Annotated in this window: 24 protein-coding genes; 6 read left to right on the forward strand and 18 right to left on the reverse strand. The window is 70.3% G+C overall.

Annotated elements, in window-relative coordinates; genetic code table 11:
• Window positions 1–27: 27 nt before the first annotated feature.
• The 4 genes from BM060_RS27185 to selD all read right to left on the reverse strand — a co-directional run bounded on the left by BM060_RS27185 (window position 28) and on the right by selD (window position 3358).
• The gene (locus tag BM060_RS27185; RefSeq protein ID WP_074984880.1) at window positions 28–636 is read right to left on the reverse strand and encodes a flavin reductase family protein; all 609 of its coding nucleotides are present in this window, start codon (window positions 634–636) and stop codon (window positions 28–30) included.
• A gap of 77 nt (window positions 637–713) precedes the next feature.
• Window positions 714–992, reverse strand: coding sequence for a hypothetical protein (locus tag BM060_RS27190; protein ID WP_009618591.1), 279 nt, complete (start codon window positions 990–992; stop codon window positions 714–716).
• Between the two features lie 237 nt (window positions 993–1229).
• Window positions 1230–2324 (reverse strand): tRNA 2-selenouridine(34) synthase MnmH, encoded by a 1095-nt coding sequence (mnmH, locus tag BM060_RS27195; protein WP_074984883.1) that lies wholly within the window; start codon window positions 2322–2324, stop codon window positions 1230–1232.
• Complete coding sequence (gene selD / locus BM060_RS27200) at window positions 2324–3358, reverse strand: selenide, water dikinase SelD (protein ID WP_058072309.1); 1035 nt, start codon at window positions 3356–3358, stop codon at window positions 2324–2326. The genes mnmH and selD overlap by 1 nt, the downstream gene beginning before the upstream one ends.
• Window positions 3359–3509: 151 nt before the next feature.
• Between selD and BM060_RS27205 the strand changes: the two genes are divergently transcribed.
• Window positions 3510–4544: a patatin-like phospholipase family protein gene (locus BM060_RS27205; protein WP_074984885.1), complete on the forward strand. Its 1035-nt coding sequence runs from the start codon at window positions 3510–3512 to the stop codon at window positions 4542–4544.
• Window positions 4545–4857: 313 nt separating this feature from the next.
• On the opposite strand, the gene BM060_RS27210 is transcribed toward BM060_RS27205, so the two are convergent.
• The 6 genes from BM060_RS27210 to kdpF form a co-directional block, all read right to left on the reverse strand.
• Entirely contained in the window at window positions 4858–5553 is a 696-nt protein-coding gene (locus tag BM060_RS27210; RefSeq protein ID WP_074984887.1) for a response regulator, read from the reverse strand.
• Window positions 5554–5596: 43 nt separating this feature from the next.
• Window positions 5597–8254 (reverse strand): DUF4118 domain-containing protein, encoded by a 2658-nt coding sequence (locus tag BM060_RS27215; RefSeq protein ID WP_074984889.1) that lies wholly within the window; start codon window positions 8252–8254, stop codon window positions 5597–5599.
• Window positions 8255–8282: 28 nt separating this feature from the next.
• Window positions 8283–8831 carry a potassium-transporting ATPase subunit KdpC gene (gene kdpC / locus BM060_RS27220; protein ID WP_074984891.1) on the reverse strand — a complete coding sequence of 183 codons (549 nt, stop codon included), beginning with the start codon at window positions 8829–8831 and terminating at the stop codon, window positions 8283–8285.
• A 155-nt stretch (window positions 8832–8986) separates the two neighbouring features.
• Window positions 8987–11056 carry a potassium-transporting ATPase subunit KdpB gene (kdpB, locus tag BM060_RS27225; protein ID WP_074984893.1) on the reverse strand — a complete coding sequence of 690 codons (2070 nt, stop codon included), beginning with the start codon at window positions 11054–11056 and terminating at the stop codon, window positions 8987–8989.
• An 11-nt stretch (window positions 11057–11067) separates the two neighbouring features.
• A complete protein-coding gene (kdpA, locus tag BM060_RS27230; RefSeq protein ID WP_058072313.1) occupies window positions 11068–12762 on the reverse strand; it encodes a potassium-transporting ATPase subunit KdpA in 1695 nt (564 codons plus the stop codon).
• Between the two features lie 8 nt (window positions 12763–12770).
• Complete coding sequence (gene kdpF / locus BM060_RS27235) at window positions 12771–12860, reverse strand: K(+)-transporting ATPase subunit F (RefSeq protein ID WP_009618573.1); 90 nt, start codon at window positions 12858–12860, stop codon at window positions 12771–12773.
• A 260-nt stretch (window positions 12861–13120) separates the two neighbouring features.
• On the opposite strand from kdpF, the gene BM060_RS27240 reads away from it, so the two are divergent.
• The 5 genes from BM060_RS27240 to BM060_RS27265 all read left to right on the forward strand — a co-directional run bounded on the left by BM060_RS27240 (window position 13121) and on the right by BM060_RS27265 (window position 18142).
• Complete coding sequence (locus tag BM060_RS27240; protein WP_064583726.1) at window positions 13121–13870, forward strand: response regulator; 750 nt, start codon at window positions 13121–13123, stop codon at window positions 13868–13870.
• Between the two features lie 24 nt (window positions 13871–13894).
• Window positions 13895–14938 carry a sensor histidine kinase gene (locus BM060_RS27245; protein ID WP_074984895.1) on the forward strand — a complete coding sequence of 348 codons (1044 nt, stop codon included), beginning with the start codon at window positions 13895–13897 and terminating at the stop codon, window positions 14936–14938.
• A gap of 111 nt (window positions 14939–15049) precedes the next feature.
• On the forward strand, window positions 15050–15808 hold the full coding sequence (gene xopAW / locus BM060_RS27250; RefSeq protein ID WP_074984897.1) for an EF-hand domain-containing protein: 759 nt from the start codon (window positions 15050–15052) through the stop codon (window positions 15806–15808).
• A gap of 386 nt (window positions 15809–16194) precedes the next feature.
• Complete coding sequence (locus BM060_RS27260) at window positions 16195–16839, forward strand: FadR/GntR family transcriptional regulator (protein WP_074984902.1); 645 nt, start codon at window positions 16195–16197, stop codon at window positions 16837–16839.
• Window positions 16840–16870: 31 nt separating this feature from the next.
• Complete coding sequence (locus BM060_RS27265) at window positions 16871–18142, forward strand: CynX/NimT family MFS transporter (RefSeq protein WP_074984905.1); 1272 nt, start codon at window positions 16871–16873, stop codon at window positions 18140–18142.
• A gap of 246 nt (window positions 18143–18388) precedes the next feature.
• Here BM060_RS27265 and BM060_RS27270 read toward each other — a convergent pair whose 3' ends face one another.
• The 8 genes from BM060_RS27270 to BM060_RS27305 form a co-directional block, all read right to left on the reverse strand.
• The gene (locus BM060_RS27270) at window positions 18389–19456 is read right to left on the reverse strand and encodes an AI-2E family transporter (RefSeq protein ID WP_074984907.1); all 1068 of its coding nucleotides are present in this window, start codon (window positions 19454–19456) and stop codon (window positions 18389–18391) included.
• Between the two features lie 72 nt (window positions 19457–19528).
• Entirely contained in the window at window positions 19529–20341 is an 813-nt protein-coding gene (locus tag BM060_RS27275) for a DUF4892 domain-containing protein (protein ID WP_074984909.1), read from the reverse strand.
• Window positions 20342–20532: 191 nt separating this feature from the next.
• Entirely contained in the window at window positions 20533–21393 is an 861-nt protein-coding gene (locus tag BM060_RS27280; protein ID WP_074984911.1) for an alpha/beta hydrolase, read from the reverse strand.
• On the reverse strand, window positions 21390–22202 hold the full coding sequence (locus BM060_RS27285; protein ID WP_074984925.1) for an alpha/beta fold hydrolase: 813 nt from the start codon (window positions 22200–22202) through the stop codon (window positions 21390–21392). Before BM060_RS27285 ends, BM060_RS27280 begins: the two co-directional genes overlap by 4 nt.
• Before the next feature lie 109 nt (window positions 22203–22311).
• Window positions 22312–22953 carry a LysE family translocator gene (locus tag BM060_RS27290; RefSeq protein ID WP_074984914.1) on the reverse strand — a complete coding sequence of 214 codons (642 nt, stop codon included), beginning with the start codon at window positions 22951–22953 and terminating at the stop codon, window positions 22312–22314.
• 39 nt (window positions 22954–22992) lie between these two features.
• Complete coding sequence (locus tag BM060_RS27295; protein WP_074984917.1) at window positions 22993–23796, reverse strand: AraC family transcriptional regulator; 804 nt, start codon at window positions 23794–23796, stop codon at window positions 22993–22995.
• Between the two features lie 271 nt (window positions 23797–24067).
• Entirely contained in the window at window positions 24068–24496 is a 429-nt protein-coding gene (locus BM060_RS27300) for a hotdog fold thioesterase (protein WP_009618548.1), read from the reverse strand.
• Window positions 24497–24513: 17 nt separating this feature from the next.
• Window positions 24514–26181, reverse strand: a complete 1668-nt coding sequence (locus BM060_RS27305; RefSeq protein WP_074984919.1) for an AMP-binding protein — start codon at window positions 26179–26181, stop codon at window positions 24514–24516.
• Window positions 26182–26328 lie beyond the last annotated feature (147 nt).

Here is a 26328-nt window from a genome sequence, read left to right on the forward strand (position 1 = left end):
GGTCCCGGCGCGCGGCGGCCTGCGCCCCTATTTGGGGCGGATCATGCTGAAGGTGTCACGGGTGAAGCTGTAATGGGTGCCGCCCAGGCGGCCGACCAGGTCGAGTTTCGCCGGGTCGACGTGGCGCTCGTCGCGCAGCACAGCGTCGTCGATGTGCGCCAGCAGCACGCGGGCGAAGATCAGGTAGCAGCTGGGCTTGTCCGCCGGGTAGGGCTGGATCTGCGCCAGCTCGCACTCGAAGGCCACGGCCGCGCCGGCCACCCGCGGCGGCGCCACGCGCACGCTGGGCAGGGTAGCGATGCCGACCTGCTCGATCTCGCTGACGCCATGGGGCAGCGTGGCGGCGGTGGCGTTCATGGCCTCGGCCTGGGCGGCGCTGACCAGGTGGATCACCAGTTGGCCGGTCTCGCGGACGTTGTGCAGGGTGTCCTTGACGCTGCCATCGTCGCGGATGCTGGTGTTGACCATCAGCGTCGGCGGCTCGTCGCTGATGACCTGGAAGAAGCTGAACGGCGCCAGGTTGCCCTGGCCCTGCGCGGACAGGGTGGACACCCAGGCAATGGGCCGCGGGGTGACGGTGGAGGCCAGCCAGCGGTAGGCGTCGGCGGGCGCGAGGGTGCTGAAGTCGAGTTGCATGGGAGAGGGTTCCTGACTGCCGGGCGGGCCGGATCGCCCGTCCGCCCGGCGATTATGCCCGCCCTGCCCGCGCCCGGTCAGCGCCCCGCGCGCGATTCCTTGATGTAGAAGCGCGCCTTGCTGGCCTTGTCCAGGCAGCCGCCGTAGGACTCGACCTGCTGCTCGGTCTTGGCCGCGCTGATCAGCGCCAGCGCCTTGGAGTAGCTGACGGTGCCGGCGAAGCCTTCGGCCTTGGCCAGGTCCAGCTCGTGCCAGGCGGCGTTCAGTTCGCTGGCGCAGCTGTCGCGGTTGACCGTCTTGCCGGAGCAGCCGGCCAGCACCAGGCTGGCGGCGAGAACTGCAAAAAGTGCCTTCATGACAACCTCCTTGGTGATTCGGGCGTGTTCCAGCTTAGACCGCCGCCGCCCTGCGCGCCCTACTCCACGGCAACCTTTGCGTAGGGCGGATAACGTTCGACGTTATCCGCCGTTTGGCCTTCGCTGCCGGCCCGCTCGCTGTCGGGCCTGGCGCTGGCCGGGTATGCGCCCAAGCTCGGCCAAGGCGTTGGCGGCAACGGAGGTGTAGCGGCGTATAACCGCGAACGGTTATACGCCCTACGCCCGGGCGCGCAGGTACTCCACCACCTCGTCGTGGTTGCCGCGGAACTCGATGCGCGAGGCTTTGCTTTCCAGCTGGTAGGCGTACATCGGGTCGTAGTATTCGCCCAGCAGCCCCTCGATCCAGCCGCGGTGCAGGTCCACCGCGCCGCTGCGGCGCTGCTCGTCCAGGGCCTCGTCCATGATCGCCGCCAGGCGCTGGTAGCGCTCGCCGCCCAGGCGCTTGACGATGCCCGACAGGCTCTTGCGCAGGTAGGCGGCAAAGGCCTCGAAACCTTCTTCCGGCGCGCCCTTCACCTCGACGAACTCGGCGCACAGGTCGATCACGTAGTCCTTGAGGATGCGCTCCACCCGGCCCTCGAAGCTGTCCTCCAGCCACACCAGCGGGTAGCCCTGCATGCCCTGGTACAGCTCCAGCGGCAGCGAGCAGCTGCCGACGATGCGCCCCTCGTCCTCCAGCACGAACTGGCTCATGCCGGCGTGGCGCTTCTTCAGGATGTCGATGGCCAGGCGGTTCTCGAAGTCGATCTGCGCCGGCTGCGGCGTGGCCCGGCGGCCGAAGCTGGAGCCGCGGTGGTTGGCGTGGCCTTCCAGGTCCAGGGCGTTGTCCAGTTGCGCCACCACCTCGGTCTTGCCGGTGCCGGTGAGGCCGCCGATCAGCACGAAGGAACATTCCTCGGTGGCCGCGCGGGTGGTGTCGAAGAGGAAGCCGCGCAGCGCCTTGTAGCCGCCGACCACGCGCGGGTATTCGATGCCGGCCTCCTTCATCCACTGCTGGACGATCTGCGAGCGCAGGCCGCCGCGGAAGCAGTACAGGTAGCCGTCCGGGTGGCGCCGGGCGAAGTCCAGCCAGGCCTCGATGCGCTCGGCCTTGAGCGGGCCGCAGACCAGTTCGTGGCCCAGGGCGATGGCCGCCTGCTGGCCATGCTGCTTGTAGCAGGTGCCCACCTTCTGCCGCTCGATGTCATTCATCAGCGGCAGGTTCTCGGTGTGGGGGAAGGCGCCCTTGGTGTATTCCACCGGGGCGCGCACGTCCATCAGCGGGACGTCATTGAGGAAGAGTTCGCGGTAGTGCCGGGTGTTGTCGCGCATCAGGCCACCTCTACCGCGTGACTCTGTCGCTCGACCAGCTCGCCGATGGGCGCCAGTCGCAGGCCCAGTTCGGCGGCAGTGGCGAGGAATTCCGCCTCGCCCTCGGGGGTCACCGCCACCAGCAGGCCGCCGCTGGTCTGCGGGTCGCACAGCAGCAGCTTGTGCAGTTCCGGCAGCGGCGCGATGCGCTCGCCGTAGCTGTCGAAGTTGCGCAGGGTGCCGCCGGGCACGCAGCCCTGCTCCAGGTAGTACTGCACGTGCTCCAGGCGCGGCACCGCGTCGAAGCGCACGCGCGCGGTCAGGCCGGCGCCGTCGGCCATCTCCACCAGGTGGCCGAGCAGGCCGAAGCCGGTGACGTCGGTCATGGCCGTCACCCCGGCGAGCTTGCCGAAGCGGCTGCCGGGCTTGTTCAGGGTGCACATCCAGTCGCGGGCCAGGCCCACGTCCTCGGCGCGCAGCCTGGACTTCTTCTCGGCGGTGGTGAGGATGCCGATGCCCAGCGGCTTGGTCAGGTACAGGCGGCAGCCGGCGGTGGCGGTGTCGTTGCGCTTCATGAAGCGCTTTTCCACCAGGCCGGTGACGGCCAGGCCGAAGATCGGCTCGGGGGCGTCGATGGAGTGGCCGCCGGCCAGCGGGATGCCCGCCTCGTCGCAGACCTTGCGGCCGCCGGCGATCACCTCGCGGGCGATCTCCGGGGCCAGCACGTTGACCGGCCAGCCGAGGATGGCGATGGCCATCAGCGGGTCGCCGCCCATGGCGTAGATGTCGCTGATGGCGTTGGTGGCGGCGATGCGGCCGAAGTCGAAGGGATCGTCGACGATGGGCATGAAAAAGTCGGTGGTGGACACCACGCCGCGCTCGCCGTCGATAGCATAGACCGCAGCGTCGTCGCGCGAGGCGTTGCCAACCCACAGGTTCGGGTCCAGGTTCTGCGCGCCGCTGCCGGCCAGGATCACTTCCAGCACCTTGGGGGAAATCTTGCAGCCGCAGCCGGCACCGTGGCTGTACTGGGTCAGGCGGATGGGTTCGCTCATGCTTGGCTCCGAGGCGGGAAATCGATCGGCCGATTCTAGCAAACACCCTTGGCGCCCCGCCCTACCCGGGCGTATCGTCAGTGACATCCGGCGCCGGCCCAGGCCGTGCGCCGCGCCTTGCAATGCCTTGTTTTCAGAGGAATAACCGTCCATGTCGAAACAAGTGGCGCTGGTGCTCGGCTCCGGCGGAGCACGGGGTTATGCGCATATCGGCGTGATCGAGGAACTGGAGCGGCGCGGCTACGAAATCGCCTGCATCGCCGGCTGCTCCATGGGCTCGGTGATCGGCGGCATCTACGCCGCCGGCAAGCTGGGGGAATACCGCGACTGGGTGGAAAGCCTGGACTACCTGGACGTGCTGCGCCTGCTGGACGTCAGCTTCCGCCTCGGCGCCATCCGCGGCGAGCGGGTGTTCGGCAAGATCCACGAGATCATCGGCGACATCAACATCGAGGACCTGCCCATCCCCTATACGGCGGTGGCCACCGACCTCACCAACCAGCAGGAAATCTGGTTCCAGGAAGGCGACCTGCACCAGGCCATGCGCGCCTCGGCGGCCATTCCCAGCCTGTTCACCCCGGTGATGCAGGGCCCGCGCATGCTGGTCGACGGCGGCCTGCTCAACCCGCTGCCGATCGTGCCGGTGGTGTCCAGCCACACCGACCTGATCATCGCGGTGAACCTCAACGCCACCAACCAGCGCCAGTACCAGCTGCCGGTGATCGAGCGGCCGGCGGCGCTCAAGGGCCGCTTCGACAGCCTGATCGGCAGCCTCGGCGACAAGCTCAGCCGGTTCCGCCGCCACGGTCCGGAGCTGGAACCGCCGGAACTGCGCGCCGAAGCCCTGCTGGAGCCGGTGCCGGACAGCGAGGAGCCGGCCGAACCGGAGATGCAGCAGCCGGCCGCCGCGCCCCTGGCCAAGGGCTCGCCGAAGTCCGCCAGCGGCAGCCGGGTGATCGAGAGCAGCAGCCCGGCCTCGTTGCTGGAACTGGTCAACCAGAGCTTCGAGGTGATGCAGACCTCCCTGGCGCAGTACAAGATCGCCGGCTACCCGCCGGACGTGCTGATCAACGTGCCCAAGCGCGTGTGCCGCTTCTTCGAGTTCTACAAGGCCCCGGAGCTGGTGGCCCTGGGAAGGCAGATCGCCAGCGATACGCTGGACCGGTACGAGGCGGAGAATCCGTAGGGCGCATAACACCTACGGCGTTATCCGCCGATTGGCCTGGCTCGGTACGAGGTGGAGAATCCGCGTCCACAGGATTGCACCGACCTTTCCACCCGCGCCGAACAGCCCCCTCTCCCGCTTGCGGGAGAGGGCTGGGGAGAGGGTGCTCTTCGCGCGGGTTCGAGCTATCGCGGACGGAGTCCGCTCCTACGACGGGGTTTCGCCTGGCACACAGGTGCGGGCCCTACCCGCGATTCGCGCAAAAGTTGCGCTCCTACGGTTCATGCCGGGCGGCAGGCCCCATTGTAGGAGCGGACTCCGTCCGCGATTTTCATCAGGCATCGCGCAGGCGATAGCCCACGCCGGCCTCGGTGACGATGAAGCGCGGGTTGGCCGGGTCGTCCGCCAGCTTCTGCCGCAGGTGGCCGACCACCACGCGCAGGTAGTGAGTGTCCTCGACGTGGGTCGGGCCCCAGATGTCCTTGAGCAGTTGCTGCTGGGTGACCACCCGGCCCAGGTGCCGGGCCAGGGTGGCCAGCACCGCGTATTCCTTGCGGGTCAGCGCCACTTCGGCGCCGTCGAGGTTCACTCGGCGATAGGCGAAGTCGACCAGCAGCGGCCCCACCGCCACCTGCGCTTCCTGGTTCTCGCCCTGGTGGCCCTGGCGCAGCAGCGCGCGGATGCGGGCGAGGAATTCCTGGATGCCAAAGGGCTTGGTCACGTAGTCGTTGGCGCCGCCGTCCAGGGCCAGCACCTTCTCGCTCTCGGCGGCGCGCACCGAGAGCACCAGCACCGGCACCTGCGACCATTCGCGCAACTCGCGCAGCACCTGCTGGCCGTCCTTGTCCGGCAGGCCGAGGTCGAGCACCACCAGGTCCGGGCGGTTCAGCGCCGCCTGGGCCAGGCCCTCCTCGCCGCTGCCGGCCTCCACCACCCGGTAGCCGCCGGCGTTGAGGCTGATGCGCAGGAGCTTGCGGATTTGCGGTTCGTCGTCGATGACCAGGATGCAGGCGGCGTTGGCGTTGCTCATCGGGCTCGGCTGGCTGGGGGCGGTGGCGCCTAGCTTGGGCCTTTCAACTACCGGCATCAAGCTGCTCCAGGTCCGGCTGGCGCTGCAGCGGCAGGTGCAGGGTCAGGGTGGTGCCGCGGCCGTCCAGGCCGTCGCCGACGCTGATGCGCCCGCCGTGGGCGCCGACCATGCCCTGGCAGATCGCCAGGCCCAGGCCGGTGCTCGGCCCGCCGCGGTCGCCCCTGGCGGCGCTGTAGAACATGTCGAAAATCTTCTCGCGCTCGACCTCGGGAATCCCCGGGCCTTCGTCGCTGACGCTGAACTGCAGCTCGTCGCCGACCTGCGCGGCCTGCACCCGCAGGCGCCCGCCCGGCGGCGAGAAGCGCGCGGCGTTCTCCAATACGTTGACCAGCGCCTGCTCGATCAGCGCCGCGTGCACGTACAGCAGCGGCAGTTCGGCCGGCACGCGGGTCTCCACGCGGTAGGGCGCGAGCAACGCGCGCAGGCGGTGCACGGCGCTGCCGACGATGTCCTCCGGGGCCACCCAGTCGCGCGCCAGCTTCAACCCGCCCTGGCCCAGGCGAGTCATGTCCAGCAGGTTCTGGATGTAGCGGTCCAAGCGCTCGGCCTCGTCGCGGGTGCTTTCCAGCAGCTCCTTGCGGTCGGCCGGGGGAATCGCGTTGCCCAGGGCCAGCAGGCTGTCGATGGCGCCGCGCATGGTGGTCAGCGGGGTGCGCAGGTCGTGGCTGACCGAAGCCAGCAACGCGCTGCGCAGTTGTTCGGTCTCGCCATGCAGGCGCGCGGCTTCCAGGTCGTCGGCCAGGCGCGCGCGGGCCAGGGCCTGGGCCAGCGGCTGGCCGAGCGCGGCCAGCAGGCGACGGCGCTGGCCGGGCAGCGGCTCGCCGTCCTTCGGCCGCACGCCGAGCAGCGCCAGCGGCCCCTCCTCCGCCGACAGCGGCCACCACCACCAGCGCCCCGCCGGCAGGGTGCCGGTGCCCAGGCCGGCCGGCTGGTCGTGCTGCCAGGCCCAGTCGGCGGCGGCGCGCTCCTGCTCGTCGAAGCCGCGGGCGTGGCCGCTTTCCACCTTCCAGTCGTCGTGCTGGCGGGCCAGCACGCAGATGTCCACATCGCTCCACAGGGCGAACTGCTGGCCGGCGGCGGCCAGCACCGCCTGGCGGTCGGTGGCGGCGGTGAGTTTGCGCGACAGTTCCAGCAGCGCGCCGGTCTCTTCCTGGGTGTCGCGCAGCACTTGCAACTGGCGGCGCTGGCGCGCGGCGAGGTTGCCGGTGAGCGCGGCCATGAGCAGGAAGAACAGCAGGGTCAGCACGTCCTCCTCGCGCTGGATGGAGAGCGAGAAGTACGGCGGGATGAACAGGAAGTCGTAGGCGAGGAACGACAGCACCGCGCACACCAGCGCCGGCCACAGGCTGCTGCGCACCGCCACCAGCAGCACGGCGGCAAGGAACACCAGGGAGATGTTCGGCAGCTCCAGCAGGCGCGACACGCCCCAGGCCAGGGCGCTGGCCCCGGCGGCGGCCAGCGCCGCCAGCAGGTAGTCGCGCCAGTGGCCGCGTTCGCCATGGCGCGGGGTGGCCGGGGCCAGGTCGGCCTCGCTGTCCAGCGCGCTGATCTCCAGGCCTTCGCCCAGGCGCAGCAGGCGCGCCGCCAGGCCGCCGCCGAACAGCCGGCGGTGCCAGCGCTGCCGCGAACGGCCGACCAGGATCAGGCTGGCGCGGCGCTCGCGGGCGTGCTCGACCAGGGTGCGCGCCACTTCCCCGCCGCGCAGCTGCACCACCTCGCCACCCAGGCGCTCGGCCAGTTGCTGGGCGTTCTGCAGGTACAGCCGCGATTGCTCGTCGCGGGCGTCGCCGGTGTCGACGTGGACCAGGCTCCAGGGCAGGTGGCGGCGTTCGGCCACCCGCGAGGCATGGCGCACCAGGCGCTCGGCGTTGCGCTCGCCGTCCACGCCCACCAGCAGCCGGCCGCGCAGCGCCGGGGCCTCGCCGCCCTGCTGGCGGTAGCGGTGCGCCAGGTCCGCATCCACCCGCGCGGCGGCGGTCTGCATGGCCAGTTCGCGCAGCGCGGTGAGGTTGGTCTGGCTGAAGAAGGCGTCGATGGCCGCCCTCGCCTGCTCCGGCACGTAGACCTTGCCTTCGCGCAGGCGCTCCAGCAGCTCGCGCGGCGGCAGGTCCACCAGCAGCAGTTCGTCGGCTTCCTGCAGCACCCAGTCGGGCACCGTCTCGCGCACCTGCACGCCGGTGATGTCGCGCACCTGGTCGTTGAGGCTTTCCAGGTGCTGGACGTTGACCGTGGTGTAGACGTCGATGCCGGCGGCGAGCAGCTCCTGGATGTCCTGCCAGCGCTTGGCGTGGCGGCTGCCGGGGGCGTTGCTGTGGGCCAGCTCGTCGACCAGGGCGAGCTGCGGCGGCTCGCGCAGCAGGCCGTCGAGGTCCATCTCGGCGAGGTGGATGCCGCGGTATTCCGAGCGCAACAGCGGCTGCTGCGGCAGGCCGGCCAGCAGCGCCTCGGTCTCGGCGCGGCCGTGGGTCTCGACGATGCCCACGCGCAGGTTCACGCCCTGGCGCAGCTGGCCCTGGGCGGCCAGCAGCATGGCGTAGGTCTTGCCCACGCCGGGGGCGGCGCCGAGGAACACCTTCAGGCGTCCGCGGCCGTTGCGCTCCAGGTCCGCGAGCAGGGCATCGGCGCGCTTGGGATCGGTCATGCTGGCCTCCAGGGGGTTGCGCGCAAGTCTAGCGAGGCAGTTGGTCGAGGGCCATGTTCAGGGCCAGCACGTTGACCACCGCCGGGCCCACCAGCGGCCGCCGGGTGTGCGCCTCGACCAGGTTGTGCACGGCCTGCTCCGGCAGGCTGCGGGCCTGGGCGATGCGCGGCACCTGGTAGAGCGCGGCGTCCGGCGGCAGCTGCGGGTCCAGCCCGCTGCCGGAGGTGGTGACCAGCGCCAGCGGCACCGGGCGCCCGGCCACCGCTTCGGCGGCGGCGTCCTTGGCGATGCGCTCGGCCAGCGCCGGGTTGCCCGGGGCCAGGTTGGAGGCGCTGCTGGAGACGGTGGCGTAGTCGCCGGCCGAGGGCCGTTCGTGAAACCACTGCGGGCCCTCGAACTTCTGCGCCAGCAGCGCCGAGCCGCGGACTTCGCCCTTGGCGTCGCGCACCAGGCTGCCGTTGGCCTGCTCGGGGAAGGCCACCTGGGCGATGCCGGTGACCAGCAGCGGATAGGCCACGCCGGTGACCAGCGAAAGCAGGGCCAGGGAGGCGATGGCGGGACGGATGTGATTGAGCATTTCCAGTTTCCTCGATGCGAGCTCTTCGTAGGAGCGAGCTTGCTCGCGAAGCTTTCGAACCAGGGCGGTTCGCGAGCAAGCTCGCTCCTACAGTTCGGGTAGCCCGTAGGATGGGTTGAGCGAAGCGATACCCATCGCCACGGCGGCAGTCCTGTTCAGGCCAGGCCCAGGGCCACCAGCAACAGGTCGATGGCCTTGATCCCGATGAAGGGCGCGATGATCCCGCCCACCCCGTAGATCAGCAGGTTGCGCCGCAGCAGGTGCATGGCGTCGCTGGCCGCCACGCGCACGCCGCGCAGGGCCAGGGGGATCAGCGCGATGATGATCAGCGCGTTGAACACGATGGCCGAGAGGATGGCGCTTTGCGGGCTGGCCAGGTGCATGACGTTGAGCACCTGCAGCTGCGGGTAGATGCCGGCGAACAGCGCGGGCAGGATGGCGAAGTACTTGGCCACGTCGTTGGCCACCGAGAAGGTGGTCAGCGCGCCGCGGGTCACCAGCAGTTCCTTGCCCACCTGGACCACGTCGAGCAGCTTGGTCGGGTCGCTGTCCAGGTCCACCAGGTTGGCCGCCTCGCGGGCCGCCTGGGTGCCGTCGTTCATGGCCATGCCGACGTCGGCCTGGGCCAGCGCCGGCGCATCGTTGGCGCCGTCGCCGCACATGGCGACCATGCGTCCCTCGCCCTGCTCCTGGCGGATGCGCGCCAGTTTCTTCTCCGGCGTGGCCTCGGCGATCACGTCGTCCACCCCGGCCTCGGCGGCGATGGCCGCGGCGGTCAGCGGGTTGTCGCCGGTCACCATCACGGTGCGGATGCCCATGCGGCGCAGTTCGGCGAAGCGATCGCGGATGCCCGGCTTGACCACGTCCTTGAGGTGGATGACGCCCATCAGCTTGCCGTCGGCCACCACCAGCAGCGGGGTGCCGCCGCTCTGGGCGATGCGCTCGACCTCCTTGGCCAGGCTTTCCGGCAGGTCGTCTCGGGCGCGGCCGACGAAGGCCAGGGCGGCGTCCACCGCGCCCTTGCGGTACACGCGGCCGTCGAGGTCGACGCCGGACAGGCGCGTCTCGGCGCTGAAGGCGATGGGCGTCAGTTGCTCGCGCGGCGGCTCCGGCAGGACGATCTGTGCGCGGAGGAATTCGACGATGGACTTGCCCTCCGGGGTGTCGTCGGCCAGCGAGGCCAGGAAGGCGGCCTCGGCCAGCTCCAGCGCGGTCACCCCCGGCGCGGCGTGCAGCGCGGCGCAGCGGCGGTTGCCGAAGGTGATGGTGCCGGTCTTGTCGAGCATCAGCACGTGCACGTCGCCGGCGGCCTCCACCGCGCGGCCGGACTTGGCGATCACGTTCAGCCGCACCAGGCGGTCCATGCCGGCGATGCCGATGGCCGAGAGCAGGCCGCCGATGGTGGTGGGGATCAGCGTCACCAGCAGCGCCACCAGGAACACCAGCGGCAGGCTGCCGCCGGCGAACAGGGCGAAGGGCTTGAGCGTCACCACCACCAGCAGGAAGATCAGCGTCAGGCCGATCAGCAGGATGTCCAGCGCCACCTCGTTGGGCGTCTTCTGCCGCTTGGCGCCCTCGACCAGGGCGATCATGCGGTCGAGGGTCGACTCGCCGGGGTTGACGCTGATGCGCACCAGCAGCCAGTCGGAGACCAGGCGGGTGTTGCCGGTCACGGCCGAGCGGTCGCCGCCGGATTCGCGGATCACCGGCGCCGATTCGCCGGTGATGGCGGCCTCGTTGACCGCCGCCACGCCTTCGATCACCTCGCCGTCGCCAGGGATCAGCTCGCCGGCCACTACGCGCACCACGTCGCCCTTGCGCAGGCTGGTGGCCGGCACGCTTTCGTAGGCGCCGTCGACGTTCAGGCGCTGCGCCATCAGGCCCTGGGTGCCGGCCTTGAGGCTGTCGGCGCGGGCCTTGCCGCGGCCCTCGGCCAGGGCTTCGGCGAAGTTGGCGAAGAGCACGGTGAACCACAGCCAGGCGGCGATCTGCGCGGCCACCGCCAGGGGCACCGCATCGCCGCCGGTGAAGCACAGCACGGTGGTGAGGATGGCGGTCAGTTCCACCACCAGCATCACCGGCGAGCGCTGCAGCTGGCGCGGGTCGAGCTTGACGAAGGCCTGCAGCAACGCCGGCCTCCACAGCGCGGCGAAACTCAGGCTGTGGCGTTTCTCGGGGGCGGACATGGCGTTCTTGAGCGACATGTCCTGGGTCTTGGCGTTCATCTATCGGTTCCTCAGAAGCCCAGGGTCAGGTGATCGGCCACCGGGCCGAGAACCAGGGTCGGCAGGAAGTTCAGGCCACCGACCAGGAGGATGGTCGCCGCCAGCAGGCCGACGAACAGCAGGCCGTGCGTGGGGAAGCTGTTCGGCCCCACCGGCACGCGCTTCTTCGCCGCCAGGCTGCCGGCGATGGCCAGCACCGGGACGATGTAGCCGAAGCGGCCGATGAGCATGGCCAGTGCGATCATCAGGTTGTGGAACGGGGTGTTGGCGCCGAAGCCGGCGAACGCCGAACCGTTGTTCGCAGTGCCCGAGGTATAGGCGTAGAGCAGCTGGCTGAAGCCGTGGGCGCCGGGGTTGCTCACCGCGCTCGCCGGGCCCGGCAGGCTGGCGGCGATGGCGCCGAGCACCAGCACGCCGACCGGCATCACCAGCAGGGTGGCGACCAGCAGGCGGACTTCGCGGGCCTCCAGCTTCTTGCCCAGGTATTCCGGGGTGCGGCCGATCATCAGCCCAGCCAGGAACACGGCGACCAGGACGAACAGCAGCATGCCGTAGAGGCCGGCGCCGACGCCGCCGAAGACCACCTCGCCGAGCATCATGTTGAACATCGCCACCAGGCCGCTGAGCGGGTTGAGGCTGTCGTGCATGGCGTTCACCGAGCCGTTGGAGGCGGCCGTGGTGGTCACCGCCCAGAGCACGCTGGCGGTGGTGCCGAAGCGGCTCTCCTTGCCTTCCAGGGGCGCGCCCTGGGTGATCGGCAGGTGCGCCAGCGCCGGGTTCGGCTGGTATTCCGCCCACAGAGCGACGCCCAGGCCGACGACGAACAGCAGCAGCATGCAGCCGAGGATGGCGCGGCTCTGGCGCAGGTCCTTGACGTAGTGGCCGAAGGTGAACACCAGCGCCGCCGGGATCAAGATGATCGACGCCAGCTCGAACAGGTTGGCCCAGGCCGTGGGGTTCTCGAACGGGTGCGCCGAGTTCACGCCGAAGAAGCCGCCGCCGTTGGTGCCCAGCTGCTTGATGGCGATCTGGCTGGCCGCCGGGCCCAGCGGGATGGACTGCTCGGCGCCCTGCAGGGTGGTGGCGTGGACGTAGTCCAGGAAGGTCTGCGGCACGCCCTGCCAGACCAGCAGCAGCGCCAGGATCAGGCACAGCGGCAGCAGGCCGTAGAGGGTCGCGCGGGTCAGGTCGACCCAGAAGTTGCCGAGGTTCTGCGTGGACTTGCGGGCGATGCCGCGGGCCAGCACCACCAGCACCGCCAGGCCTACCGCCGGGCTGACGAAGTTCTGCACGGTCAGGCCGAGCATCTGGCTCAGGTAGCTCAGCGCCGCCTCGCCGCTGTAGGCCTGCCAGTTGGTGTTGGTGACGAAGCTCACCGCGGTGTTGAAGGCCAGGGTCCACTCCAGGCCCGGCAGGTGCTGCGGGTTGAGCGGCAGCGCGCCCTGCCCCACCAGGATGGAGAACAGCAGGGCCAGGCCGGCCAGGTTGAAGGCCAGCAAGGCCAGGGTGTAGCCCTTCCAGTTCTGTTCGCTCTGCGGGTCGATGCCGCAGACGCGGTAGATCAGGCGCTCCACCGGCGCCAGCACCGGGCTGAGGAAGGTGCGCTCGCCCTCCATCACCTTGTAGTAGAAGCGCCCGAGCAGCGGCGCGGGCAGCAGCACCAGGGCGAAGAAGGCGGCGATCAGCAGCACGTCATGGCTGTTCATTCAGCCCCCTAGGAACGGTCGGCGCGCAGCAGCGCCACCAGCAGGTAGATGAAAAGTCCCGTGGCCAGGACCAGGGACACCCCGTCGAGCACGCTCATGTCTGTCTCTCCTCACGCAGGCGGATCCTTGCGATGGCGAAATTGTCCGCAAAGGGGGCGTAAAGAAGCGATTGGCGGGGCTTCCGGCGGGCATAAAGAAAGCGTAAAGAAGCGTTGTGGCGCGGCTTTGTAAGCGCACCGATACATTGACGACACTCTGTCGATATCCGCCGCCGTCAGTCTTGCCTACCGTGGCCCGCCGTGCGGCGGCGGGTTAGCATTGACCCCGCGCCCCGGGCGCTCCCAGCGACAGGTACTGCATGTTTCCCTCCAGCCCCTCCTCCAGCCAAGACAGCCAGCGCCGCTGGACCATCCGCGCCCTGCTGGTGGATGACGACGAGCCGATCCGCGAACTGCTCTGCGGCTACCTCGCGCGCTTCAACATCGAGGCGCGCGGCGTGGCCGATGGCGCGGGCATGCGCCAGGCGCTGGCCGAGGAAAACTTCGACGTGGTGGTGCTGGACCTGATGCTGCCCGGCGAGGACGGCCTGTCGCTGTGCCGCTACCTGCGCAGCGAATCGGACATCCCGATCCTCATGCTCACCGCGCGCTGCGAGCCGGCCGACCGCATCATCGGCCTGGAACTGGGCGCCGACGACTACATGGCCAAGCCCTTCGAGCCGCGCGAGCTGGTGGCGCGCATCCAGACCATCCTGCGCCGCGTGCGCGGCGACGAGGGGCGCAACGAGCCGCGCGCCCAGGTGCGTTTCGACCAGTGGCGGCTGGACAGCGTGCTGCGCCAGCTGCACTCCCCGGAGGGCCTGGTGGTGCCGCTGTCCAACGCCGAGTTCCGCCTGCTCTGGGTGTTCCTCGAGCGCCCGCGCCGGGTGCTCAACCGCGAGCTGCTGCTGGACGCCGCGCGCGGCCGCGCCATCGAGGCCTTCGACCGCAGCATCGACCTGCTGGTCTCGCGCCTGCGCCAGAAGCTCGGCGACGACCCGCGCTCGCCGCGGCTGATCAAGACCGTGCGCGGCGAAGGCTATCTGTTCGACGTCCGTGACATCGCCTGACGCCGGCCCGGCCAAGGAGGCCAGATGAAGAAGCGCTCGCTGCAGCTCGCCGACACCCTGTTCGCCCGCCTGTTCGGCGTGTTCCTGCTGGCCATCGTGATCGCCCACCTGCTGGCGTTCGTCTGGTTCAGCCACTTCCATCATCCGGCGCCACCGCCCCCGCCGCCTCCGCCGCCCCACGAATTCGCCGACCACGGCCCGCCGCCCCCGCCACCACCGCACCTGCCGTTCTGGAGCGCGCCCTTCGCCTTCCAGCTGCTGGCCCTGATCGCCGCCGCCTGGTTCGGCGCGCGCCTGCTGGCGCGCCCGGTGCAGCGCCTGGGCGACGCCGCGCTGCAACTGAGCGAGGACCTGGACAGCCCGGCGCTGCCGGAGACCGGCTCGCGCGAGGCACGGCAGGCGGCTCAGGCCTTCAACCGCATGCGCGAACGCATCCGCGAGCAGGTGCAGCAGCGCGGCCGCATGCTGGTGGCGGTGTCCCACGACCTGCGCACGCCGCTGTCGCGCCTGAAGCTGCGCGTGGAGGAGATCGACAACCCGCAGTTGCGCGCGCGCTTCGCCCAGGACCTGGGCGAGATGATCGGCATGCTCGACTCCACCCTGCACTACCTGCACCAGGAGCGCACCAGCGAGGCGCTGCAGTGGTTCGACGTCAACGCCCTGGTCGAATCACTGGCCGAGGACGCCTGCGAGCACGGCGCCCGCGTCAGCGTCGAAGGCCAGTGCGCGCCGCTGAAGGTGCAGCCGCTGGCCCTGCGCTCGTGCCTGTCGAACCTGCTGGACAACGCCCTGCGCTATGCCGGCGAGGTGCAGCTGATACTGCGCGACAGCGGCCAGCAGGTGGAAATCCTCGTCCGCGACCACGGCCCGGGCATCCCCGCGCAAATGCGCGAGCAGGTGTTCGAACCCTACTTCCGCCTGGAAGGCTCGCGCAACCGCAACTCCGGCGGCGTCGGCCTGGGCCTGGCCATCGCCCGCGAGGCGGCGCGGCGCCACGGCGGCGACCTGCACTTCGAGGAAACCCCCGGCGGCGGCGCCACCGCGGTGCTGCGCCTGCCGCGCGCCTGAGGCTTTGTCGGCCGCCGCATACAAAGCGCACATACCGCCGACAAGGCCCCCATCGAACCTGCCAGGACCGGAACTCCAGTTCCGGACCTATAACCTCATGGAGGCAGTCCGATGATCAGCGGAGTCAGCAGCTACAGCAGCTATTACAGCAGCGCCGCGCTCGCCAGCACCCAGCGCAGCGCCAGCAGCTCCAGCACTACAACCAGCACCAGCGGCAGCAGCGACAAGACGCAGAAATTCGCCGCCGACCTGTTCAAGTCCCTCGACAGCGACGGTGACGGCAGCGTCAGCTCCAGCGAGCTGGACAGCGCCCTGTCCGCCTCCGGCAGCGACAGCGGCGACATCGACATCGACTCGCTGCTGGCCCAGCTGGACAGCGACGGCAGCGGCGGCATCAGCCAGGACGAACTGAGCAGCGCCTTGCAGCAGGCCCAGGGCGACATGCCGCCGCCCCCGCCGCCGCCCTCCTCCGAGCAGGCCGCCAGCGACCTGCTGTCGTCCCTGGACAGCGATGGCGACGGCAGCATCAGCAGCGACGAACTCAGCGCCGCCAGCGCCTCCGGCACCGACAGCAGCGAGCTGTTCAGCGCCCTGGACAGCGACGGCAACGGCAGCATCAGCCAGGACGAACTGAGCAGCGCCCTGCAACAGGCCCAGGGCGACATGCCGCCGCCCCCGCCGCCCGCTTCCGGGGAAGCCGACAGCAGCCTGGCCAGCAGCACCAGCAGCGACACATCCAGCACCAACAGCGGCTCGGCCGGCGCCGAAGCCGTGCAGCAGATGCTCGCCATGCTGGCCAGGCACTACCAGGACAGCAGCGCCGCCAGCTACCAGAACACCAGCGGCAGCCTGGTCAACATCGCCGCCTGAGCCTCCTGCCGGCTGCGCCGGGATGCTTTCGATACCCATCGGGCAATGGCGATGGGTATCGCTTCGCTCCACCCATCCTACGGGTCTTGCAGGTTGCACCGAGATGCTCTTCGTAGGAGCGAGCTTGCTCGCGAACGAGCCCCGCAGCGAAGTTTGTTCGCGAGCAAGCTCGCTCCTACGAGAAGCCGTGCCCGCCTCCGTCCGCGGTCGGCCCAATCCGTACGGCGTTATCCGCCGTTTTCATCGGGCCGTAACCCTGTAGGAGCGGGCCCTGCCCGCGAATCGCGCGCAGGGCCCGCTCCTGCAGGGGGACGATCCGCGCCTTGCCAGCCCCCCATCGCTGCAGTAGCCTGTCCGGCCTAATCATCCGATGATTGGATGTCTATATGGCCAATCCCCTCAAACGCTCCCTGGTCGACATCGCCCTGGAGCAGATCCGCCAGCGCATCGACAGCGGCGCCTGGGCCCTCGGCCAGCGCCTGCCGCCGGAACCGGAGCTGGCGGAAATCCTCGGCATGAGCCGCAACACCGTGCGCGAGGCGGTGCGCGTGCTGACCTTCTCCGGCGTGCTGGAAGTGCGCCAGGGCGACGGCACCTACGTGCGCGCCTGCGCCGACCCGCTGGACACCATGCTGGCCCTGGCCCGCGGCTCCATCGAACAGGCCCTGGAAGCGCGCGGGGTGATCGAGGTCGAGGCCGCGCGCCTGGCCGCCCTGCGCCGCAGCGACGCCGACCTGGCCGCCCTGCGCCAGGCCCTGGCGCTCAGCGCGCAGCGCTACGGCGGCGACCTTCAGGCCTACATCGAGCACGACCTGGCCTTTCACCAGCGCGTGGTGGACAGCGCCCACAATCCGCTGCTGAGCGAGCTGTACCGCTACTTCTCGCAGGTCATCCGCGCCGGCCTGCAACACACCATCAGCGAACCCGGCCGCCCGCAGCCGGCCTTCGAGCTGCACCAGCAACTGCTGGACGCCCTGGAGCGCCAGGACGCCGAGGCGGCCGCGGTCGCCAACCGCGCGCTGCTGATCTGACCTCCCTTCCCACTGCCTTGCGATCGCCACCATGTCCCAACAACAACATCACGCCGACGAACTGCTGATCGACGCCGAGATCGACGAAGCCCCCGCCCCTACACCCGCACCGGTGCGGCCCTGGCTGCTGTTGCTCGGCCTGGTGCTGGTGGCGCTGAACCTGCGCCCGGCGCTGTCGAGCCTGGCGCCGCTGCTGAACACGGTGCGCGAGCACACCGGCCTGTCAGCCGCCGCCGCGGGCCTGCTGACCACCCTGCCGGTGCTCTGCCTGGGCCTGTTCGCCCCGCTGGCACCCCGCCTGGCACGGCGCCTGGGGGCCGAGCGGGCGGTGCTGGCGATCCTCCTACTGCTGGCCGCCGGCATCGTCCTGCGCAGCCTGTTCCCGGTGGCCGGGCTGTTCCTCGGCAGCCTGGTGGCCGGCGCCAGCATCGGCATCATCGGCGTGCTGCTGCCGGGCATCGTCAAGCGCGATTTCCCGCACATCGCCGGGATCATGACCGGCGTCTACACCATGGCCCTGTGCCTGGGCGCGGCCCTGGCCGCCGGGGCCAGCGTGCCCCTGGCCGGGCTGTTCGGCGGCAGCTGGCAACCGGCCCTGGCCGCCTGGGCCCTGCCGGCGGTGCTCGCCGCGCTGGTCTGGCTGCCGCAGACGCGCCAGGCCCAGCACGCCCACCGCCAGGCCTTCCAGGTTCGCGGCCTGTGGCGCGACCCGCTGGCCTGGCAGGTGACCCTGTACATGGGCCTGCAGTCGTCGCTGGCCTACATCGTGTTCGGCTGGCTGCCGTCGATCCTCATCGACCGCGGCCTGAGCCCGACGGCCGCCGGGCTGATGATGTCCGGCTCGGTGATGGTGCAGCTGTTCAGCGCCCTGGGCGCGCCCTGGCTCGGCACCCGCGGGCGCGACCAGCGCCTGGTGGTGTTCCTGGTCCTGGCGCTGACCCTCGCCGGCCTGCTCGGCCTGCTCTATGCGCCCAACGGCAGCCTGTGGCTGTGGGCGGTGGTGCTCGGCCTGGGCCAGGGCGGCACCTTCAGCATCGGCCTGGCGCTGATCGTGCTGCGCTCACCCGACGCCCACGTCGCCTCGCACCTGTCCGGCATGGCTCAGGGCGTGGGCTACACCCTGGCGGCCCTGGGGCCCTTCCTGGTCGGCCTGGTGCACGATCTGAGCGACGGCTGGAATGCGGTGGGCGTCATCTTCATCGCCATCAGCCTGGGCGCCCTGGTGGCCGGCCTCGGTGCCGGCCGCGACCGGCTGGTCGGCGTGCGCAGCGAGGCGCTCCCGGCCGAGGCGGCACGCGGGTAGGCACGGCGCCTTCCTGTAGGAGCGAGCTTGCTCGCGAACAGGCATCGCAGCGGGGCTTGTTCGCGAGCAAGCTCGCTCCTACGAAAAGCCGTGCGTCCTGGAATCGTAGGAGCGGACTCTGTCCGCGATAGCCGGACATCCCGGCGCGATTCGCGGATGACCCACCCACGCCATCCCCCTGTAGGAGCGCGCCCTGCGCGCGAATCGCAGGCAGGGCCTGCTCCTACAGGTTTCTGCACAGCTGGCCTAGGGCGCCTTGTCCCCCGGGCCGCCCGGCGGCAGGGTGCCGCGCTTGGGGCTCTCGATCCAGTCGTTGACCAGGTTGTAGACCACCGCCAGCAGCACCGGGCCGAGGAACAGGCCGATGAAGCCGAAGCTGAGCAGTCCGCCGAGCACGCCGAGCAGCACCACCACCAGCGGCAGGTTGCCGCCGCGGCTGATCAGGTAGGGCTTGAGGATGTTGTCCACGCCGCTGATGACGAAGAAGCCCCAGATGCCCAGGAACACCCCGTAGCCGTACTCGCCCTGGAAGAACAGCCAGACGGTGGCCGGCCCCCAGACCAGCGGCGGGACCATCAGCAGGCTGCAGACGAAGGTCAGCAGGCCGAGCAGGATCGGGCCGGGCACCCCGGCGATGCTGAAGCCGATGAAGGCCAGCACTGCCTGGGCCGCCGCGGTGCCGATCACGCCGTTGACCACCCGCTGCACGGTGCCGGCGATGAGGTCCATGTAGTGTTCGGCGCGCGGGCCGATCAGGCGCTCCAGCATCTGGTAGGCGAAGGCCTCCAGGCGCTTGCCGTCGCGGTAGAAGAAGAAGATCAGCACCAGGCTCAGGACCAGCTCGAAGATGCCCCCGGCCAGCTTGGCCGAACGCGCCAGCAGCCAGTTGCCGACCTCGCCCATGTAGGGCTTGAGCGCGGAGAAGATGGCCACCCCCTGCTGGTCGATGGAGTACCACCAGCCGACCAGCCGGTCGCCGATCAGCGGGGTGCGCGCCAGCCAGCTCGGCGGCGGCGGCAGGCCGGAGACCTGCAGGTTCTTCACCAGCTCGACGCCGGCGCGCAGCTTGTCCGCCAGGCCGAAGCCCAGGCCCAGCAACGGCAGCGCCACCACGATGATCCAGAAAGCGGTCAGCACGCCCGCCGCCAGGGCCTCGCGGCCGCCCAGCAGGCGCGTCAGCAGGCGCATCAGCGGCCAGCTGGCGAAAGCCAGCACGGCGGCCCAGAACAGCGCCGTCCAGAACGGCGCCAGCACCCACAGGGTGGCGACCAGCAGGACCACCAGGAGGATGCGCAACAGCAGGTTATCGAACATCGGGGCCGGACTCCTTCTCGGTACGGCGACGGCAGCCGGGCACAGGGCGCGCCCAGCTTCAGCGTAGGCGAATCAGCGCAGCCAGGTCAGGTGCAGCCCGTCCCCTTCACCGCTGCCCAGCTCCAGGCGGGCATCGCGCACGCCCTGGCCGGCCAGGGCACTGCGCCAGTCGGCGGCGTGGGCGCCGGCCAGCTCGACGCGCACACCGGTGTCCTGGCGCAGGGTGCGCACCAGCAGGTCGAGCCAAGCGCCGCCGGGCTCGGCGGGCACGTGGCTGAGGGTCAGCTCGCCGTTGGCCTTGAGCAGGCGCATCAAGGTCGCGGCGCTGGGCAGCAGTTCGCCCAGGGCGCTGCCGGCGTCCAGTTGCTCGGCGTGCAGGTAGGCGCGGCGGTTGCCGCGGGTGATGGCGTAGACCGCCAGCAGGCTGTCCTGCTGCGGCGCGGCCAGGCGCACCAGCAGGTAGGCCTGCTGGTCGTCCGGGCCGTAGAGGCTGGATTTGCCGAACACCGCATTGGCCAGCAGGCTGCTGGAGCCGCAGTCGCGGCCCTCGCACCAGAACAGCGGGGTGGCGTCGGCCTTGAGCAGGTCCTTGCGCGCGGCGGCGAAGGCGCTGGCGCTGGAGTCCTCGTCGGGCAGGCGGTAGGTCAGCGCGGAGAGCTGGCCGAGGGCGCGCGCCTCGCCTTCCATGCGCAGGCGCCCGCTGATGCGGCTGATCGGCCCCAGCGGGTAGACGCGCTCGGTGGCGGGGGCGCTGGTGAAATCGACGATCTCCGCCCTCGGGAAACGGGGCAGCACGTCGAGGTCGTGGCTGTCGGGAACGTCGGCGGCGAAGGCGCTGGCCGCGAGCAGCGTGCCCACCAGGGGCAGCAGGGAAAGGCGAGGCATGTCAGGCGTCGCACCTCCGTTGCGCACGCCGCGAGGCATGCACGCCCGGGCCGCTGGAATCCTTGGGGCCGCCCGGCATGGCGGTGGCGAAGAGCTGAATCATGCAGAATCTCCCGACTGCGATCCATGCAGCGTCGTGGCAAGCCCCGCTTTAGTCAAGCGGGGTGCGGCAACGGGGTGTTTCCCTGCGCCTACGCGCCCAGGAACGGCTGGAAGATCGCCGCCACCGCCTGCGCACCGGCTTCGTCGTCCAGGTGCAGGTGATGGCCGCCGGGCAGCTCGTCGACGTCGAAGGGGCGCCCGTCGATCAGCTTGCGGATGCCCGGCTCGGCGGCGAGCATGCCGCCCTGGGCCAGCACCAGGCTGACCGGGCACTGCACGGCCTGGACGAAGCTCGCGGCGTGGGCGCGGGTGAAGCGCAGCGGCGAAGGCAGGGTCAGGCGCGCATCGCTGCGCCAGGTGAAGCCGCCGGGCACCGGCATCAGCCCGCGCCGGGCCAGCAGTTCGGCGGCCTCGCGGCTGACCGCGCCGACGCCCTTCATGCGTGCCTCCACCGCGCGGTCGATGGCTTCGTACACCGGCTTGCGCTTGTTCGGCAGCGCCAGTTGCGCCTTCAGCGCCTCGCCCAGCTTGGCCGGCGCGCTGTCGGCCTCGCCGGTGTAGGGCACCAGGCCGTCGATCAGCGCCAGGCGTTCGATGCGCTCGGGCATGGCGCCGGCCAGCAGCACCGAGACGATGGCGCCCATGGAATGCCCGAGCAGCGAGAAGCGCTCCCAGCCCAGTTGCTCGGCCACCGCCAGCACGTCGTAGGCGTAGTCCCACAGCAGGTAGCTGGCCCCGGGGGCGCGGTGCGCCGAGTGGCCGTGGCCGGCGAAGTCCAGGGCGACGATGCGCAGCCCGTCCAGCTTCGGCGCCAGGCGCGCGAAGCTCATGGCGTTGTCCAGCCAGCCGTGCAGGGCCAGCACCGGCTTGCCGTCCTCCGGGCCGAACAGGTGCGCAGCCAGTTCGATGTGCGGAAGGTTCAGGCGGATCTCTTCGACCTGGGCGCTCATGGGCGGGAATTCTCCTGTTCGGCACGGCGCTGCCAGCGCTCGACTACCTGCTTGATCAGTTCGGCGGTGTCGCGCGGGCGCTCCAGCGGGAACATGTGCCCGCCGGGCAGCGACAGGGCTTCGCCCTGCGGCGCCAGGCGCACCGCGCGAGCATGGTGCGGCAGCACCACCCGGCTGTGGCGGCCGCGCACCAGCGCCAGCGGCACCGCCAGGCGCCGCGGGCTGCCCGGCGCGGCATGGGGCACGTTGCGATAGATGCTGATTTCGGTGGCCGGGTCGAACTTCAGGCGCAGGCCCTGGCCGTTCGCGGCCAGGCCGTGGCGCACGTAGTCCGCCAGGCAGTCCGGGTCGAAACGGCGGAACAGCGACTTGCCGCCGAAGTAGCGCAGCGCCTCGTCGAAGTCGGCGAACGCCTCGCGCCGCCCCAGGGTGCGCCCGGCCGGGGTGATGCGGTCGATGAAGCCGAAACGCTTGGCGGCGCGGATCACCCACTGGTCGGCGAAGGTCAGTGTCGGCGAATCGAGCATCAGCACGCCGCGGTACAGCTCCGGGCGGCGCAGCGCGGCATGGTAGTGCAGCAGGCCGCCGAGGGAATGGCCGACGCCCCACACCGGCGCGCCCTGGGCTTCGAGATGGAACAGCAGTTCGTCCACCAGGTTCGCCCAGTTGGCGTTCACCGGGAAGCGCGGGTCGTGGCCGTGCATGTCCAGGTGGCGCACCTCGAATTCCGGCGCCAGGGCCTGGAACAGCTTGCCGTAGGTGGCCGAGGGGAAGCCGTTGGCGTGGGCGAAGAAGATCGCGTGGGACATGCCGGTGACCGCAGTGCTGATGACTGCGGAATTCTCCCCCAGGCCATGGCTGGCCACAATGGCCCGGCCCACTGCCGGCCAGGGCACTCCGGCCAAAAGCCAGGGCGCCTCAGAACTGCCGCGCCAGGCTGAGCGCGATGCCGCCGGCCACCAGCAGGAACACCAGGCCGCAGGCGCCGTCGATGACCGGCACCGCGCGCAGCAGGCGCTGCTGCAGCGCCGGGCGGGTGAGGGTCACGCTGAGCAGGCTGAACCAGGCGAAGCCGGTGCAGAACAGCATGGCCGCCACCGCCAGCTTGCCGGGCGCGGACATGTCCAGCGGGATCAGGCTGCTGAGCAGGGCGAGGAAGAACACCAGCGCCTTGGGGTTGAATAGGTTGGTGGCCAGGCCGCGCAGCCAGGGCCCCAGCGGCGAGGCCGGCAGCTCGCCGTCCAGGCGCCCTGCCCCGCCCGCGCTACGCCGCGACCAGGCGCGCAACGCGCCTATGCCGAGCCAGCCCAGGTAGAGCGCGCCGGCCCCCTGCAGCAGGCCGAACAACACCGGTGAGTGGCGCAGCAGCAGCGACACGCCGGTCAGCACCAGAGTGCCGTGGACCAGGATGCCGCAGGCCAGGCCCAGGGCGCTGAGTACGCCGGCGCGGCGCCCCTGGTGCAAAGCGGTGCGCACCACCAGGGCGACATCCGGGCCCGGGCTGACCAGGGCGACGGCGAATACGGCGGTGAGCGTCAGCAAGACGCGGGCCTCCTGCATGGCGGGATTCTCCAGGGGAAAGGGGATGTCGGGGTGGGATCAGCGTTGGCGCAGGCGCGCCGGCGGCAATCCGTAGGTACGGCGGAACAGGCGGCTGAAGTGCGCCTGGTCGTAGAAACCCAGGCTCAGCGCCACCTCGCTCAGCGGCTGGCCGGCGAGCACCCGCGGCAGGGCCCGCTCCAGGCGCAGCTGGGTCAGCCACTGGTGCGGCGGCAACCCGCAGTGGTTGCGGAAGCGCCGCAGCACCTGCCAGGGGCTGAGGTCGCAGAAGGCCGCCAGCTCGTCCAGCGTCGGCGGGCTCTCCAGGCGCGACTCCAGCCAGTCGCGCAGGCGTCGCCAGGTCGCGGCGTCGAAGCCCTGGCGTGGCTCGCGGATGCGCAGGCTGGAGGCATGCCCGAGCAGCGTGGCCAGGCCCTGCCAGAGCCGGCCTTCCTGTTCCAGGCGCTCGCCACCGGTCAGCACCTGGTGCAGGCCGTGCAGTTGCTGCCGCAACTGTTCGTCGCGCAGCTGGCTGGCCAGCAGCCGCGGCGTGCCCTGGCGACCATCGCTGAGGCTGCGCGCGGCCTGCTCCAACCACTGCGGCTCGATGGACAGCACGCGGATGCGGTAGCCGCCGTCGCCCTCGCTGGCGCCGTCGTGGATGCTTTCCGGGCTCATCAGCAGGATGTCGCCGCCACCGGCCAGGCAGCGTTCGCCGGCGTGCACGTAGCGCTGGCGACCGTCGAGCATCAGCCCGATGTGGTAGTCCAGGTGAAAGTGCCGGGGAAAGGCGAAACGGTGGTACTCGGCGTCGATGTAGCGCACGCCGGGCAGCCCGCTGCGGTGGTGTTCGATGCGTTCCATGGGCCTACTCTAGCGCCCGGGCGCCGGCAGGTCTTGGATAAAATTGCGCGGCCGGAAGGCGAATCGCGGACGGAGTCCGCTCCTACGGTCCGTCGTGAGGCATGGCGCTTCCCTGTAGGAGCGGACCTTGTCCGCGATAGCCGGACGTATCGGCGCGATTCGCGGATGAGATCCGCTCCTACGCCGCCCCACACGCGCCATTTCCTTGTAGGAGCGCGCCCTGCGCGCGAAATCGCGGGCAGGGCCCGCTCCTACAGGTCTTCCGTATCGCCTAGCGCTCCAGCGGCACTATGGCCATGGTCAGCCGCGAGATGCAGCTGGGCTTGCCGTCGTCGCCATGCAGGCGGATTTCCCAGACGTGGGTGGAGCGGCCGAGGTGCACCGCCTTCGCCACCGCCGTCACCCGCCCGCTGCGCAGGCCGCGCAGGTGGTTGGCGTTCACCTCCAGGCCCACGCAGTAGTACTTGCTGGTGTCGATGCACAGGTAGCTGGCGGTGGAGCCGACGGTTTCCGCCAGCACCACCGAGGCGCCGCCGTGCAGCAGGCCGTAGGGCTGGTGGGTGCGCGCGTCCACCACCATGCTGGCGGTCAGCGAGTCGTCATCCACCGCCTCGAAGCGGATGTCCAGGACCTCGCCGATGGTCTTCTTCAGGTTGGCGTTGAGCGCCTCCAGATCAGGCGTAGTGCGCCACTGGCTCATGCATTCACTCCCGGCAGTCAGTCATGCCACTGCACCGCTTCGCGGCGCTCGGCCCATTCGTTGAAACGCGCGCCGTAGGTGGATTCCACCACGTTGCGCTTGATCTTCAGGGTAGGCGTGAGGAAGCCGTTGTCCACGCTCCACACCTCCTTCACCAGCACCAGCCCGGCCAGGCGCTCGTGCTTGTCCAGCTCGCCGTTGACCTCCTCCACCAGCTGCCGCAGGCTCTCCTCCAGCTGCGAGCGCGAGCCGTTGGCGGCCTCCTGGCGGCCGACCTCGGACAGCACGCACAACCCCAGCGGCGCCACCAGGCCGTCGCCGACCACGCAGATCTGCTCGATGCGCGAATGCACCGCCAGGCGGTTCTCGATGGGCGCCGGGGCGACGTACTTGCCCTTGCCGGTCTTGAAGATTTCCTTGAGCCGGCCGGTCAGGCGCAGGTTGCTGTCGGCGTCCTGCTCGCCCTTGTCGCCGGTGCGCAGGTAGCCGTCTTCGGTGAGTGTCTCGGCGGTGCGCTCGGGGTCCTTGTAGTAGCCGAGCATGGTCGCGCCGCTACGCACCTGCACCTCGCCCTCGTCGCTGATGCGTACCTCGACACCGGGGCTGGACTGGCCGATCCAGCCTTCGCGCTGCTTGCCCGGGCGGCACACGTGGGAGTAGCCGCAGTTCTCGGTCATGCCGTAGACCTCCAGCACGCTCAGGCCCAGGCGCCTGTACCAGTCGAGCAATGCCGGCGGCACCGGCGCCGCGCCGCACAGGGCGTAGCGCACCGCATCCAGGCCGAGGCCGGCGAGCACCTTGCGCCCGACCAGGCGGCCGACGATGGGCAGGCGCAGCAGGCGGTCGAGCTTCTGCGCCGGCATCTGCGCGTAGACGCCCATCTGGAACTTGGTCCAGATCCGCGGCACGCCGAAGAACACCGTGGGCCGCGCGCGGCGCATGTCGGCGATGAAGGTGTCCAGGCTGTCGGCGAAGAAGATCGTCTGTCCGGCGTAGATCGAAGCCATCTCCACGAACATCCGCTCGGCCACGTGGCACAACGGCAGGTAGGACAGCAGGCGGTCCTCCTCGCCGACGCCGAACAGTTGCATGGCGCGGCTGGCGGCGAAGTCGAAGTTGGCGTAGGAATGCATCACGCCCTTGGGCGTGCCCGTGGTGCCGGAGGTATAGATGATGGTGGCGAGGCTGGCGGGGTCCGGCAGCGGCACCTCCTGCAGCGGCTCGCAGGCCTGCAGGTCGTCCCAGCTGTGGTCGAAGCGCCCTGCCGGATGCAGCGGCAGGGACACGCTGAGCACCCCGGCCGGCAGCCCGGGCGCCATCGCCGGCCAGTCGTCGAGCTTGCCGACGAAGGCTACCGTGGCCTCGGAGTGGCTCAGCACCTGGCGCACCGATTCGGCGGTGAGGTTCGGGTACAGCGGCACCGAGATGTGCCCGGCCATCCAGATGGCGACGTCGGCGATGATCCAATGCGCGCAGTTCTTCGAGATGATCGCCACGCGGCTGCCCGGCGGCAGTTGCAGGCTGCGCAGCCAGGCGGCTGCACGCCGCGCCTGGTCGCCGGCCTCGCCCCAGGTGAGGCTCTGCACCTGGCCGCCCGGCAACGGCTGGACCAGGTAGCGCTTGTCCGGGTGACGCGCCTCGCGTTGCAGGAATTGCTCGAGCGGAGAACGAATTTCAGTGACCACATGCCCCTCCTTTTTTGTTGTTCTAGAGGTGTAGCGATAGATCAACCAAGCACTTGCTTGGTCGAATATTCCATGCGTCCTACAGACTGGCAAGAAGGGATATGTGAACTTTTGTAGGGAGATGCTTCAGCAGCGCATGGCGCGTCC

Origin of the sequence: Pseudomonas citronellolis (genome assembly GCF_900112375.1) — a bacterium.
GTDB lineage: Bacteria > Pseudomonadota > Gammaproteobacteria > Pseudomonadales > Pseudomonadaceae > Pseudomonas > Pseudomonas citronellolis.

Coding starts and splice junctions, on each gene's coding strand:
- BM060_RS27295 (WP_074984917.1), bottom strand. CDS start 23,796: ATGGAACGCATCGAACACCACCGCAGCGGGCTGCCCGGCGTGCGCTAC.
- BM060_RS27280 (WP_074984911.1), bottom strand. CDS start 21,393: ATGAGCGCCCAGGTCGAAGAGATCCGCCTGAACCTTCCGCACATCGAA.
- BM060_RS27210 (WP_074984887.1), bottom strand. CDS start 5,553: ATGAGCAACGCCAACGCCGCCTGCATCCTGGTCATCGACGACGAACCG.
- BM060_RS27290 (WP_074984914.1), bottom strand. CDS start 22,953: ATGCAGGAGGCCCGCGTCTTGCTGACGCTCACCGCCGTATTCGCCGTC.
- BM060_RS27190 (WP_009618591.1), bottom strand. CDS start 992: ATGAAGGCACTTTTTGCAGTTCTCGCCGCCAGCCTGGTGCTGGCCGGC.
- selD (WP_058072309.1), bottom strand. CDS start 3,358: ATGAGCGAACCCATCCGCCTGACCCAGTACAGCCACGGTGCCGGCTGC.
- BM060_RS27260 (WP_074984902.1), top strand. CDS start 16,195: ATGGCCAATCCCCTCAAACGCTCCCTGGTCGACATCGCCCTGGAGCAG.
- kdpC (WP_074984891.1), bottom strand. CDS start 8,831: ATGCTCAATCACATCCGTCCCGCCATCGCCTCCCTGGCCCTGCTTTCG.
- BM060_RS27205 (WP_074984885.1), top strand. CDS start 3,510: ATGTCGAAACAAGTGGCGCTGGTGCTCGGCTCCGGCGGAGCACGGGGT.
- kdpA (WP_058072313.1), bottom strand. CDS start 12,762: ATGAACAGCCATGACGTGCTGCTGATCGCCGCCTTCTTCGCCCTGGTG.
- BM060_RS27270 (WP_074984907.1), bottom strand. CDS start 19,456: ATGTTCGATAACCTGCTGTTGCGCATCCTCCTGGTGGTCCTGCTGGTC.
- xopAW (WP_074984897.1), top strand. CDS start 15,050: ATGATCAGCGGAGTCAGCAGCTACAGCAGCTATTACAGCAGCGCCGCG.
- kdpF (WP_009618573.1), bottom strand. CDS start 12,860: ATGAGCGTGCTCGACGGGGTGTCCCTGGTCCTGGCCACGGGACTTTTC.
- BM060_RS27185 (WP_074984880.1), bottom strand. CDS start 636: ATGCAACTCGACTTCAGCACCCTCGCGCCCGCCGACGCCTACCGCTGG.
- BM060_RS27215 (WP_074984889.1), bottom strand. CDS start 8,254: ATGACCGATCCCAAGCGCGCCGATGCCCTGCTCGCGGACCTGGAGCGC.
- BM060_RS27265 (WP_074984905.1), top strand. CDS start 16,871: ATGTCCCAACAACAACATCACGCCGACGAACTGCTGATCGACGCCGAG.
- BM060_RS27300 (WP_009618548.1), bottom strand. CDS start 24,496: ATGAGCCAGTGGCGCACTACGCCTGATCTGGAGGCGCTCAACGCCAAC.
- BM060_RS27240 (WP_064583726.1), top strand. CDS start 13,121: ATGTTTCCCTCCAGCCCCTCCTCCAGCCAAGACAGCCAGCGCCGCTGG.
- BM060_RS27275 (WP_074984909.1), bottom strand. CDS start 20,341: ATGCCTCGCCTTTCCCTGCTGCCCCTGGTGGGCACGCTGCTCGCGGCC.
- BM060_RS27285 (WP_074984925.1), bottom strand. CDS start 22,202: ATGTCCCACGCGATCTTCTTCGCCCACGCCAACGGCTTCCCCTCGGCC.
- mnmH (WP_074984883.1), bottom strand. CDS start 2,324: ATGCGCGACAACACCCGGCACTACCGCGAACTCTTCCTCAATGACGTC.
- BM060_RS27245 (WP_074984895.1), top strand. CDS start 13,895: ATGAAGAAGCGCTCGCTGCAGCTCGCCGACACCCTGTTCGCCCGCCTG.
- kdpB (WP_074984893.1), bottom strand. CDS start 11,056: ATGAACGCCAAGACCCAGGACATGTCGCTCAAGAACGCCATGTCCGCC.